The sequence below is a fragment of the Comamonas sp. CMM02 genome, assembly GCF_014851485.1.
Classification (GTDB): Bacteria; Pseudomonadota; Gammaproteobacteria; order Burkholderiales; family Burkholderiaceae_C; genus Comamonas; species Comamonas avium.
The window spans coordinates 233,299-246,368 of sequence record NZ_JACUZW010000005.1; the positions used below are offsets into that span (position 1 = coordinate 233,299).

Sequence of the window (13,070 nt, forward strand, 5' to 3'; positions counted from 1 at the left end):
TGGTATGCCACCGGCTCAGCTCGCGTAAGCGTCAATTATCACCTTCTCGGCCGTGCCCTTCTCACATGTAATGAGAAGCCTCGGACATGCATATAAAAAAGCCGCATTGCAAAGCAACGCGGCTGGAGTTTGGCGCACACATTCACTATTCAGAAGCTTTCCCACTGATCTTCCTGCGCAGCTTCATCGTGTCTGGCGGACTGGACAGGCTTGGTCACAGCCCTGGCTGGAGCCACAGGCTTGCGCGCCGTTTTTTCTGCAGTGGCCGCCGCGCTGCGCACCGACATCTCAGGGCTGCCTCGATTGGGCTGCGGCACACTGCGCATCAATGGCTCGCTTTTTCTTGCAGCAGGCATGGGCTGTGCTCGACTGTCGAGCTTGAATACAGCCACTGCGTCCACCAGATCTTGCGCCTGCTTGCGCAGGCTGTCTGCCGCGGCTGCGCTCTCTTCCACCAGAGCGGCATTTTGCTGGGTGGTCTGATCCATCTGAGTGACAGCTTCGCCCACTTGTGCCACCCCCTGACTTTGCTCACTGCTGGCCGCACTGATTTCTCCAACGATGTCAGTCACTCTGCGGATAGAAGTGACTACCTCATTCATGGTGCTACCCGCTTTGTCAACCAGCATGCTGCCTTGCTCAACACGCTCGACGCTATCGGTAATCAGGCTCTTGATCTCTTTGGCTGCCTCAGCGCTGCGCTGCGCCAAGTTACGCACTTCACCGGCTACCACCGCAAACCCCCTGCCTTGCTCGCCTGCTCGAGCAGCTTCCACTGCAGCATTGAGCGCCAGGATATTGGTTTGAAACGCTATGGAGTCGATCACACCAATGATGTCGGCAATTTTTCGACTGCTTTCGTTGATACCACGCATGGTATCGACCACCCGCCCAACCACCTCGCCACCTTGCAAAGCAACGCTCGATGCATTCAGTGCCAGTTGATTGGCTTGGCGGGCGTTGTCCGCATTCTGGCGCACGGTAGAACCGAGCTCCTCCATAGATGCAGCCGTTTGCTCCAATGCACTGGCCTGCTCTTCGGTACGGCTCGATAAATCCGTATTTCCCATCGCAATCTGATGACTGGCTGAAGCCACGCCTTCCGCCCCTGTGCGGACGTTGTGAACCGTTTGAACCAAACTTGCCTGCATGCGCTGCAATGCTGCCAGCAGCAAACCCAGTTCATCTTGGCTGCGGATATCAATCTTTGCCGTCAAATCACCTTCGGCCACCTGGTTGGCAACCTCTATCGCACTGTGCAAAGGCCGCTGAATGGAGCGGATGATCCATATTGCCGCGGCAATCGCGAGGGCCACTGCAAGCCCCCCGGCAATGGCCAAGATCGCCAACGCTCGGTCGTAGACACGCTTTGCAGCAGCCACTTCATCGGCGGATTGCTGGTTCTTGATAGCAATAATGCTGGCCAGGGTCTTTGATGATGTATTGAAAAGCTCCAAAGAACGTCCACCCAGAACTTCTCGCGCTTTTTCTGCATCTCCAGATCGTGAGGTAACAAACAGAACCTCCATGAGCTTCACATATTCCTTGCGCTCTGCCAGCAGCTCTTCGTAGGTTTCTCTCTCTTTATCTGAATTAATCAGTGGAACGTATTCTTTTTTTATTGCATCCATTTCGGATTGCAGAGTTTTCATTTCATTTTCAATATTTTCCTTGTAGCTGACTGCATCGTTAAAAACATGCCGCAACTCAAGCAACCGCGCCTTGACCAGATCAGTATTCAAACGGTTGATCAACTGCACGCTGACTAAAATATTTTCCGTAATGTGTGTCTGCGTTTTTTGCATGGATGAAAGCTGCATGGCAGCCACACCGGCAATCATTAATAACGCAGCGACAAGCAGCGTAAATGCTGCAGATAAACGCGTTGAGATTTTAAGATTTTTCACGACTCCCTCTCTTGAGCACATTCAATGCACTGCAAATAGACCAATGAATCGACCTTGCCAGCACAGCCTAATTAAATTTTCAATTACAAAAAATTACCAATCATCTACCTTCTGCTTGGCGAAGCAATAAACACGCCACATGTCATCACCGCACCTACAAAAAAAAACACCCCATGCCGACGGAATGGGGTGTTTCTTTTTGTACTGCTGAAATTAATGCGTCAGAAGGTTTCCCAGTTTTCTTCTTCTTTTGCAGAAATCTGATTGAGGCTTTTCTGTGGCTGCTGCGCTGCCAACTTAGGCTGTGCACTGGCCTTGGACAAAGGACTGCTGTCTGCGCGGACAGGTTGTGCCACCACCGCTTCCAACTTGGTGTGCACAGCAGCAGGGGCCAGTGGTGCTGCTGCAAAGGTCTGCTTGACCTTGAAGCTTGAGACCGCCTCAACCAGCTCCTGGGCTTGTCGCTTCAGCCCTTCGGCCGCTGCCGCGCTCTCTTCCACCAAGGCCGCGTTTTGTTGCGTGGTCTGGTCCATCTGCGCAACAGCGTCACTGACCTGACCCACTCCCTGGCTTTGCTCTTTGCTGGCTGCGCTGATTTCGCCCACCAGATCAGACACTTGACCAATGGCTGTCACCACCTCGTTCATGGTTGCACCCGCCTGTGCGACCAAGCTTGTGCCCTGCGCTACGCGCTGTACGCTCTCACCGATCAAATGCTTGATCTCCTTGGCGGCATCAGCGCTGCGCCCTGCCAGGGCTCGGACCTCGCCAGCCACCACGGCAAAACCACGCCCCTGCTCTCCGGCACGTGCCGCTTCCACAGCGGCGTTCAGCGCCAAGATGTTGGTTTGAAAGGCAATGCTGTCAATCACACCAATAATGTCTGCAATTTTTTGGCTGCTGGTATCAATGTCCTTCATGGTGCTCACCACCTGCCCGACCACCACGCCGCCACGCGCAGCCACCGTTGACGCATTGATCGCCAATTGGTTGGCCTGCAAGGCGCTGTCCGCGTTATGGCGCACCGTAGAAGACATTTGCTCCATCGAAGCCGCCGTCTGTTGCAGGGCGCTGGCCTGCTCTTCGGTGCGGCTGGATAAATCCGTATTGCCCATCGCAATCTGCTCACTGGACATGGCGACACCATCCGCATTGCTGCGGACACGGCTCACCACCCTCTCCAGGTTATTGCGCATGGTGGCCAGCTCCTGCAGCAAGCCGCCCATCTCATCGCGTCCACCCAGAGGAATTTCTTGGGTAAGGTCGCCTTCAGAAATACTGCGTGCAGCACGCACTGCCTGCTTGGCGGGCACGGTCACGGCACGGGCAATCAGCCAGCCCAAGACTGCGGCTACCACTGCACTGAGCACCATTCCCGCCAGCACCCAGACCACGGCAAACTGAAAGCTGCGGGTCACATCTTGTTTGGCTGTATCTGCATGCGCACGACTGAGCGCAGCCAGTTGACCCAGCCCTTCTACCAACGGAACAAAAATGGGCTCCGCGGTGCCTACATAAAAATTGGTCACTGCATCGCCCAGCAACAGATCGCCATCCTGCACGCTGTAGTCTTTGTCACGCGCCAGCTTTAGAAAATTCTGTTGCTCCGCCAGAAATTGCTGGCGTAATTTCTGATAGTGCTCCATCAGCTGTCGCTCTTGCGCATCTCGCTGCAACGCTTCAAAGCTGCGCTCGTTGGCTTGAATCTCTTCCAGAATTTTCTGAATCTGCGCAACGTAGCCTTCTACTTCTGCCACGCTGTTCACATTCAAAATACCTGCCTCAGCGCGGCGCAATCGATTCCACAAAGTCCGCAGGTTCCCGACGTCCACCACGCTGGGCATCGCATGCTGCACAACAGCTTGTGTGCTGGCATCCATCTGACGCATCTGCCACAGAGAAATGGAACCTAAAGCCAGTGTCAGGCAAGTTACCAACGCAAAGCCAAGGCCCACTTTAGAAGCCATGCGCATATTCGCCAAAAACATTTCTTCTCCCTGAAAGTCTGGCGAGGCAGGCAAAAAAAATGCAGGCCCCGCGATAGGACCTGCACATTAACAAAGATTTACAGAGTTTTGAAAATAAATCGGCAAAACAAGCGTTTCACCAAAGCATTTTTTTAAGCCTTGTTGTAGTTGGCGATGCCGTCCGTGATTTCCTTCTTGGCTTCATCAATGCCCTTCCAGCCTTGGATCTTCACCCACTTGCCCTTTTCCAGATCCTTGTAGTGTTCGAAGAAGTGCTGGATTTGGTTCAGGGTCAGCTCATGCACGTCGGCCAGAGTTTCAATCTTGTCGTAGGCAGGCAAAATCTTCTTGGTGGGCACTGCCAGCACCTTGCCGTCTACGCCACCGTCGTCTTCCATCAGCAAAATGCCGATAGCACGGCAAGGCACGACCACGCCTGTAGGCAATGGGAAGGGAGTCATGACAAGCACGTCCACGGGGTCACCGTCACCCGCCAAAGTCTGGGGCACATAACCGTAGTTCACGGGGTAGTGCATGGCGGTGCCCATGAAACGGTCCACAAACACGCAGCCCGATTCTTTGTCCACTTCGTACTTCACAGGGTCGGAGTTGGCGGCAATCTCGATCACGACATTGAAAGTTTCGGGGGCGTTCTTGCCAGGAGTCAGTTTTTCGAAGGACATGGTGGTTAGTCAGGTTGTGAAACGGAACATTCCCGTTAGAGGGAAAACCTGACGATTTTAGAGCCATGCCCTTGCTCGCTTCTTTCAAACCCCATGAATATCCGCGCAACGCTCAGCTTACAAGGCAGCACTGGCGGTATGGCGCACGGGGCCTGAGCGCTGCTCAATGGCGTGCTGCACCTCTTTGCGCAACCCCAGAACAAAGCCCATTTCGGCCAGAACGAAGAGCGGGCCAATCAGTAAACCCACAACATCGTCCATAAAAGCGGGTTTGCGACCTTCCCAGTAGTGGCCCACAAACTGAATCACCCAGCCCACAATAAACAGCCCAGCACCCCACGCCAGCCACAGGCCTGTGCTTTGTGCTGCCAGCCATACACTCACCGAGAGCATCAGTCCCAGCACGACAGCCAGCGCAATGCCATAGCGTGTATCCAGCAACATGTAATACACCGAGGCAGCCAGCGCCGCCAGCACGGCGGGGCTGATGACCATGCCGCTGTCACCCAGCACCCACGCGGGGCGCGACAGCAAGATGACAACGGCAAACAAAATCATGGGTACCCCCACAAAATGCGTGAGGATGTTGCGCCCGTCGCGGTGGTAAGCCGCGTACTGAGAGAGTTGATCGACCAAAGTTTTCATCAAGGCCTCCGAAGCACAGCTAAGACCATTGCATGGTCAATCGCCAGCCACAACCTGTCTACAGGGCTTGCCCTATACAAAATCAATAGCTGCCAACGCTTATAAATCAAGAGACCCAAGCCAATTAAAAACCTAGAAACCGTAATTTATGCGACTGACACCTGCGGCGCACCTGATCACAATTGCGTGACCACCAAGTCAGCGTCAGATTTAGCCAGCCATTGCACTTGCAAAGTGCTGGATAGATAAGCACTGGCAGCTCTAGAAATAAAAGCATATGCCCCTGTCTCAGCCCACTATCGCACGCACCCCTCAGCACATTCGCCAAGTTAATTACCGCAGCTTTGAACGTGAAGATGGCTTGTGGGACATCGAAGCCGAGCTGCTGGATACCAAAGCCATCGACTTGCCACGCCCCAATGGCGAAGGGATTCGCAAAGCCGGTGACCCCATCCACCATATGCTGATTCGAGTCACCGTCAACACAAAGCTGGTGGTACAAGCGATTGAGGCTTCCATGCAAGCCCACCCTGTACAAGGCTGCCCAGCGGCACTGGATGCCATGCAGCGCATGGTGGGCTGCAGCATGGCCCGTGGATGGCGCAAGGCCATCGAAACCAATTTGGCGGGCATCACGGGCTGCACCCACATGCGCGAGTTGCTCAACAACATGGCCACAGCCACATTCCAGAGCATTGTCTCGGCCTTCAGCACCACCCCTGACCAGCCCCCGGCTTACCTGGGGCGCTGTACAGGCTGGAGTTTTAATGGCCCCGCCGTCATGCAGTACTACCCGCAGTTTGCTGGCTGGCACATTCCAGATGGCAAAGGCCCAGCCCTTGCCCCGCAGGCCATTGCAAGTACAGAAAAATAAGCACCATCCCGCGCTACACACCATTTAGCAATCCCCGCAGGCAGCATTGCTGCCCGCCTTGGGGCACAATCTCGCTCCTATGGTTGATCGCATAATCCCTTTGGTTGAACAAAGGTATGGAGTTCTTCAAGCGCCGTTAAACACACTGCCAAGTACTCCTAGTGGGCACTTGCTGGATCAGCGTGCGCGGCCTTTGCACGATTTGCGCATCAGCGTCACAGACCGCTGCAATTTCCGCTGTGCGTATTGCATGCCCAAGGATGTCTTTAGCAAAGATTATCCTTACCTGCCACACCAGGCACTGCTCAGTTTTGAAGAAATTACCCGCCTGGCACGCCTCTTTACGGCCCATGGTGTGCGCAAGTTGCGCCTGACAGGGGGCGAGCCCCTGCTGCGCAAAGATCTGGATCGACTGATTGCCCAGCTGGCAGCGCTGCGCACCCCTGAAGGTGATGCGCTAGACATCACGCTCACCACCAATGGATCTCTTTTGCGGCGCAAGGCCCTGCAACTCAAAAAGGCAGGCCTCAAACGCGTCACAGTCAGTCTGGATGGACTGGACGATGCCATCTTTCGCAGCATGAACGATGTGGATTTTCCCGTGGCAGATGTGCTGGACGGCATTGACGCTGCGCGCGAAGCGGGCCTGTCTGACATCAAGGTCAACATGGTGGTCAAGCGCAGCACCAACGTCGATCAAATCCTGCCCATGGCGCGCCATTTCCGGGGCTCCGGCGTGACGCTGCGCTTTATCGAATACATGGACGTCGGTGCCACCAATGGCTGGTGCATGGACGAAGTTTTGCCCTCTGCCGATGTCGTCAAACTGCTGCACGCCGAAATGCCACTGGTACAGCTGGAGCCGACTTCGCCTGGTGAAACCGCCAAGCGCTGGGGCTACGCAGGTGCTGATGGCAAACACGATGCATCGCTGGGCGAAATCGGTGTCATCAGCAGCGTGACCCAGGCATTTTGCGGTGACTGCAGCCGTGCACGCCTGTCAACCGAAGGACGTCTGTACCTGTGCCTGTTTGCAGACAAAGGCTGGGATTTGCGCCAATTGCTGCGCACCGATGCAGATGACGCAACCATCAGCAACGCGATTGCCCACATCTGGGGGCAGCGCTCTGACCGCTACTCTGAGCTGCGCGCCAGCCTGCCCGCCGAATCGGCACAAGGGCGTAAACGTGTGGAAATGAGCTACATCGGCGGTTAAGCCCAATTTCTCACGCCATACTTTGTGCCTGTTTAAAGCGTCCTAGGCACACAGCAACATGATTTTTTCACAAGACATCACCGGCCTGGTACTGGCGGGTGGCCGTGGCAGCCGCATGGGTGGTGTGGACAAAGGCTTGCAGACCTTCCAGGGCCAGCCACTGGCCCTGCACGCTTTACAGCGCTTGCAGCCCCAGGTTGGCCCCTGCATGCTGAACGCCAACCGCCACCTGGATACCTACCAAAGCTTTGGCGTCCCCGTACATGCAGATGTACTGCCGGGCTATGCCGGCCCCTTGGCCGGTTTTTTGACAGGCCTGACTTACTGCAGCACACCATGGCTGCTCACCGTGCCTTGCGACAGCCCTTGCTTTCCTCTGGACCTGGCCCAGCGCATGGCCCAAGCAGCAGTGCATGCGCAGGCCACCATCGTTCTTGCGGCAGGCCCGCAAGCGGGCCGTGACGGCGCAGTCAGTGTGCGCCCCCAGCCGGTATTTGCATTGCTGCACCGCAACCTGCTGCCCAGTCTGCAAACCTTTGTGCAAGAAGGCGGCAGCAAGATTGACACCTGGACGCAGCAACACCCCCACGCACTGTGCCGCTTTGATCAAGCCAGCGATGATGCACAGGCCTTTGCCAACGCCAACACGTTGCAAGAATTGCGCGTGCTGCAGGGGCAAACGGCTTTAGATTGACAACCATAGTCCGCTGCAGCCCCCCCCTGCACTGACACACTGCCAACACGAACAACAGGAGACTTCCATGGCTTTTGCGACCGCTTTCACCGACCCGGCCCCCGCACCGGAAGACCTGGCCGATTTACCCGGTACCGTGGCGGTGGAATTTGGCGTGGACTGGTGCCCGCACTGCCAGGCCGCGCAGCCTGTCTTGCGTGGCGCCCTGCAAGACAGGCGCGATATCACGCACATCAAAATCGAAGACGGCCCCGGCCGTAAGCTAGGGCGCCACTTCAAGGTCAAGCTGTGGCCCACGCTGGTGGTCCTGCGCAACGGCCAGGAAATTGGTCGCACCACACGCCCCCAGTCCATACAGGAAGTCGAAGAACAGCTTCCTGTGGCGATCTAGCCATATTTCCCCCTCAAAGCAGAGGCTCTATATAGAGCCTCTTTTTTTATGGGTTGCACATTATTTTTTGTACACCATTGCAGGGTTCCAGCAGTCAGGTATTAAATCAGGTCAATCAATTCAACGAAATCACTAAGTTATCGGCGAAAAGTTAATTTAATTTAATAATTGAGATTAACTTGAGTTAACAAACAGACTCGTACGTAGTATCACAAGCGTTCGCCACATCCACAAAAATAACAATCACCCCCTCTAAGCAATGGAGGTGGAATGCTAAATAGAGATTTGAGAGACATATTGGCTGGCATTTTTGTCAGCATCGTGGGGCTATTTTTCGCCCTTGTGGGAACCAACTACAACTTTGGGACTGCCAGTCGCATGGGACCGGGCTATATGCCGGTGGTTTTAGGATGGATTTTATTTATCCTGGGTGTTTTGATCATGATTCCCGCCTTTTTCCGAAAAGGCGAACGCATTGAGGTGCACTGGGACAGTTTGCTGGCAGCAACGGTGTCTCTGGTCGTCTTTGCTTTCATACTCAATACGCTGGGTGTGTTTTTGAGCACCATTATTTCGGTCTTGATTGCCAGCATTCCTAAACGCATGCATTTTGGTGTCCGCGGCATCATTGCCATTTCCATCGCAGTTATTACCTGCCTGATTTTTATTGCAGGTTTGGAAATGTCTGTCTCACTGTTCCCGACGCTGTAAAAAATGGAATTATTTGACAACCTGTTGCTGGGGTTTCAGGTCGCATCAGACCCCACCATTCTCTGGTACTGCTTTTTTGGCGTGTTCTTAGGCACCGCAGTGGGCGTGCTGCCTGGCATTGGTGCGCTGGCGGCCATCTCGCTGCTGCTGCCCATGACGTACCACATGTCACCCACTGCCGCCATCGTGATGCTGGCCGGGGTGTACTACGGTGCCCAGTACGGGGGCTCCACGGCCTCCATCTTGATGAACCTGCCCGGTGGACCGGCCTCCGCCGTCACCTGTCTGGACGGCTACCCGATGGCACGCAAAGGCAAAGCCGGGATTGCGCTGTTCATCACCACCATTGCCTCACTGTTTGGCGCCATGATTGGCCTGGTGTTGCTGGTGCTGTTCTCGCCAGCGATTGCCGAAGTGGGCCTGAAGTTCGGCCCCGCTGAGCTGTTTTCCATGATGGTCATGGGCCTGGTGGCAGCCTCATCCATGGGCACAGGCTCGCCCATCAAGGGCTTGGCCATGGTGGTCATGGGTGTGTTGCTGGGCATGGTGGGCACCGACGTGAACTCTGGCGCTGCACGCTTTACCATGGACATTCCAGAGCTGATGGACGGCATCAATCTGGTGGCTCTGGCCATGGGCCTGTTTGGCGTGGCCGAAGTGGTGCGTGGCATTCACGGTCAGGACGAGACGCAAAAAATCGAGAAGGTGACTTTGCGCTCCATGATCCCTACCAAGCAAGAGATGAACCGCTCCTACCCGGCCATGCTGCGTGGCTCGGCACTGGGTTCTGCACTGGGGGCACTGCCAGGCGTAGGCCCGTCGATTGCTGCCTTCATGGCGTATGCGATTGAGAAAAAGGTGGCCAAGAACCCCGCTGAGTTTGGCCAGGGCGCTGTGCAAGGTATTTCTGCACCGGAGTCGGCCAACAATGCCGCTGCACAGACCGCGTTTGTGCCGTCGCTGTCTCTGGGCATTCCGGGTGATGCGGTAATGGCCATCATGCTCGGTGCGCTGATCATTCACGGCATTCAGCCCGGACCCATGCTGATCAATGAGCAGCCTGAAATGTTCTGGGGCCTGGTGGTGAGTTTCTTCATCGGCAACATCATGCTGGTTCTGCTGAACATTCCCACCATCGGGATCTGGGTGTCGCTGCTGCGCATTCCCTTCACCTGGCTGTACCCTGCCATTTTGGTCTTTGTGGCGCTCGGCGTGTACAGCGTCAACAACAACCACTTTGACATTTACATGGTGGCGGTGCTGGGTGTGGTGGGTTACCTGTTCATGCTGCTGCGGTTTGAAGCGGCCCCCCTGCTGCTGGGCTACATTCTGGGTCCGATGGTGGAAGAGAACCTGCGCCGCGCCCTGCTGCTCTCGCGCGGTGACCCCTCCATCTTTGTAGACCGCCCCATCAGCGCTACGCTGCTGGCCATTACGGTGCTGATGCTGAGCTGGACGATGTTCAAGTTTTTGCAGCGCTCGCTACGTAGAAGACACATCCCATAAGCTGCATAACTTTCTAAAATAATCCCTGCGGCACTTCATGCCCAGGGATTATTTTTCTGAATGAAACATATTTTATTAATTGAAGATGATTCTGGTATTGCTGCATATATCAGCAGCAATCTGGAAAAGTCTAATTACCAGCTCACCCATATTACCGATGGCAGCGCTGGATTGAAAACCGCGCTATCTCAAAAATGGGATTGCGTGCTTTTAGACCGCATGCTGCCCCTGGATGTAGATGGCATTGACATCTTAAAAGCACTGCGCGCACTGGGTAATACCACGCCCGTAATTATTGTCAGTGCCTTAGAAAAAACCGATGAACGCATTCGGTGTTTAAAGGCTGGAGCCGATGACTATTTACCCAAACCATTTTTCATTGATGAATTAGAGGCAAGGATTGAAGCCGTCATTCGCCGCAGCAATCACCTCCATGCCCCCGCTGTACACACCATGCAAATTGGTAATTTGCATATTGATTTACTGACGCATACAGCCTATCGCGGCGAAGAGAAAATCATTCTGAATCCGCGTGAATTCAAGCTGCTGGCCTATTTGATTAAAAATGCCGGCCAAACCGTCACACGCAGCATGGTGCTGGAAAATGTCTGGGAATATGACTTTCAGCCAGAGACCAACATCATTGATGTACACATCAGCCATCTGCGCCAGAAGATTGATGAAAAAGGCGCATCCTCTCTGATCCGTACCGTGCGCGGCAAGGGCTACAGCATTCATGCCCCAGCCCCCTAAATCAGGCTGGTTGCCACGCGCCTGGCAATCGAGCTCTTTTCGCTTGGCTCTGTGCTTTTGCATTCTGGTGCTGGGCATTTTGGCGGGCACCTTCACTGTGTACTACGTCGAAATCGTGGGCACGGCCAGCCAGCAACTCGATGACTACGCCCTGCGCACCAGCAAGCGCCTGCTCAACATCCACACCCAGCAAGGCGATGAGGGCCTGCGCCGCGAAATTGACATGCTGCTGGGCGACGGCATCGACAGCCAAAGCGAGGTACTGGTGTTCCAAGACGTGCACGGCAAAGTGTTGGCCGGCAACGCCGTCGCCAGCATGCACACCGTCAAACCCGGCGCCGAGCTGCAGGACGTGCTGTTTGAGCAAGAAAACCGCAGCCTGACCGCTCGCGTGCAGGTGCACGCTCTGGGTGGCAACCTTTTCTTGCTGGCGGGCAGCGATGTGCTGCCGCTGACTGACATTCGCAACCGCTACCTCAAAGCCACGGGTGCGGCGCTGGCCTTGGCGCTGGTGCTGTCGCTGGCGGCAGCGGTCGCCTTTCGCCGGCTGATGGACCAGCGCGCAGGTGAGCTGCGCCGCGCCATGCGACAGGCAGGTCAGGGCAACCTGCACTTTCGCCTGCCGCAAAGCCGCCGCAGTGATGAGTTCAGCCTGCTCGAGCAGGACATCAACACCATGCTCGAGCAGCTCGAGCAACTGGTGCACGGCATACGCCACGTCTCCAACATGGTGGCGCACAACCTGCGCACCCCGCTCAACCGCACCCTGCACCACGTGCAGGCGGCCATGGATGCACCAGAGTCTTTGCGTCAGGCGCAACTGGAGCTGGCGCAAGAAGAGCTGCAGCAACTGAGCCGCCTGTTTGTCAAAATGCTGCTGCTGGCCGAGGTGGAATCGGGCGTGGCCCAGCAGCGCTTTGAACGCATCAACCTGCACACCGTGCTGCAAGAAGTACTGGAGTTTTACGAGCCCCTGTTTAAAGACCGCCAGGCCCAGCTGCATACCGATCTGCAGCGCCATGCGTGGATCATGGGTGACTCGCACCTGCTGGCCAACGCCCTGTCCAACGTGCTGGACAACTTTCTCAAATACGGTGCGGGCGACAGTGCACTGCAACTGGACATTACCCTCAAGGCCCACGAAGGCCTTGTCACACTGCAACTGCGCGACCATGGCCACGGCGTGCCCGCCGAGGCGCTGGCACGCATCGGTCAGCACTTCTTTCGTGCCAGCAGCCACCAGCAGTTGCCCGGCCATGGCATTGGTCTGGCCAGTGTGCGAGCGATTGCACGCCTGCACCGGGGGAGCATCTCATGGAGCAACGCTGCGCCCGGGCTGCAGACCGTGCTGGAGCTTCCGCATACACCACGTGTGGATAGCGACTAATTCCTCAGCCCAAGCAATGATGGGCGCTAGCGGCGAGACCCAACGCCTCAGACAGTACCAGCCGTGCAACCAGGCAGGGCAATGGCGCACCAAGGGCTGCGCGAGTGGTGGTTTAATTAATTTAATAGCTGTTAGCGCTTACAAACAAAGGACTTCAGATACAAAAGTATCTGAAGTCCTTATTCAGTAATCGTTAGTAGCTATTTTTTCTATACATCAGCTAGTTGTAGCAGCGCTTTATGCAAATTCACGCAGCTTGGGCGCCGACAGCCATCACCCAGCAGCCACAAGGTTTGCGCTGGCCACGAGGCCTCAAACCGCAGGCGGCATAAGTCG

Annotated in this window: 12 protein-coding genes; 8 read left to right on the plus strand and 4 right to left on the minus strand. The window is 55.6% G+C overall.

Annotated elements, in window-relative coordinates; genetic code table 11:
• Positions 1–149: 149 nt before the first annotated feature.
• The 4 genes from IB213_RS16390 to IB213_RS16405 form a co-directional block, all read right to left on the minus strand.
• The gene (locus IB213_RS16390) at positions 150–1,907 is read right to left on the minus strand and encodes a methyl-accepting chemotaxis protein (protein ID WP_192407877.1); all 1,758 of its coding nucleotides are present in this window, start codon (positions 1,905–1,907) and stop codon (positions 150–152) included.
• Positions 1,908–2,128: 221 nt separating this feature from the next.
• Complete coding sequence (locus IB213_RS18310; RefSeq protein WP_192407879.1) at positions 2,129–3,895, minus strand: methyl-accepting chemotaxis protein; 1,767 nt, start codon at positions 3,893–3,895, stop codon at positions 2,129–2,131.
• A gap of 131 nt (positions 3,896–4,026) precedes the next feature.
• Positions 4,027–4,557, minus strand: a complete 531-nt coding sequence (gene ppa / locus IB213_RS16400) for an inorganic diphosphatase (RefSeq protein WP_191724775.1) — start codon at positions 4,555–4,557, stop codon at positions 4,027–4,029.
• A gap of 117 nt (positions 4,558–4,674) precedes the next feature.
• Positions 4,675–5,202, minus strand: a complete 528-nt coding sequence (locus IB213_RS16405; protein WP_191724774.1) for a DUF962 domain-containing protein — start codon at positions 5,200–5,202, stop codon at positions 4,675–4,677.
• 277 nt (positions 5,203–5,479) lie between these two features.
• Here IB213_RS16405 and IB213_RS16410 point away from each other — a divergent pair, with 277 nt between their 5' ends.
• The 8 genes from IB213_RS16410 to IB213_RS16445 all read left to right on the plus strand — a co-directional run bounded on the left by IB213_RS16410 (position 5,480) and on the right by IB213_RS16445 (position 12,734).
• Entirely contained in the window at positions 5,480–6,076 is a 597-nt protein-coding gene (locus IB213_RS16410) for a DUF2889 domain-containing protein (RefSeq protein ID WP_192407881.1), read from the plus strand.
• Between the two features lie 79 nt (positions 6,077–6,155).
• Positions 6,156–7,292 (plus strand): GTP 3',8-cyclase MoaA, encoded by a 1,137-nt coding sequence (gene moaA / locus IB213_RS16415; protein ID WP_192407883.1) that lies wholly within the window; start codon positions 6,156–6,158, stop codon positions 7,290–7,292.
• Between the two features lie 58 nt (positions 7,293–7,350).
• A complete protein-coding gene (gene mobA / locus IB213_RS16420) occupies positions 7,351–7,986 on the plus strand; it encodes a molybdenum cofactor guanylyltransferase MobA (protein WP_192407885.1) in 636 nt (211 codons plus the stop codon).
• 67 nt (positions 7,987–8,053) lie between these two features.
• Complete coding sequence (locus IB213_RS16425; RefSeq protein ID WP_192407887.1) at positions 8,054–8,377, plus strand: thioredoxin family protein; 324 nt, start codon at positions 8,054–8,056, stop codon at positions 8,375–8,377.
• A 297-nt stretch (positions 8,378–8,674) separates the two neighbouring features.
• Positions 8,675–9,088 carry a tripartite tricarboxylate transporter TctB family protein gene (locus tag IB213_RS16430; RefSeq protein ID WP_192407889.1) on the plus strand — a complete coding sequence of 138 codons (414 nt, stop codon included), beginning with the start codon at positions 8,675–8,677 and terminating at the stop codon, positions 9,086–9,088.
• Between the two features lie 3 nt (positions 9,089–9,091).
• Entirely contained in the window at positions 9,092–10,594 is a 1,503-nt protein-coding gene (locus tag IB213_RS16435; protein WP_191724768.1) for a tripartite tricarboxylate transporter permease, read from the plus strand.
• 60 nt (positions 10,595–10,654) lie between these two features.
• Positions 10,655–11,347: a response regulator transcription factor gene (locus IB213_RS16440; protein ID WP_191724767.1), complete on the plus strand. Its 693-nt coding sequence runs from the start codon at positions 10,655–10,657 to the stop codon at positions 11,345–11,347.
• Positions 11,331–12,734 carry a HAMP domain-containing sensor histidine kinase gene (locus IB213_RS16445; RefSeq protein WP_191724766.1) on the plus strand — a complete coding sequence of 468 codons (1,404 nt, stop codon included), beginning with the start codon at positions 11,331–11,333 and terminating at the stop codon, positions 12,732–12,734. The genes IB213_RS16440 and IB213_RS16445 overlap by 17 nt, the downstream gene beginning before the upstream one ends.
• Positions 12,735–13,070 lie beyond the last annotated feature (336 nt).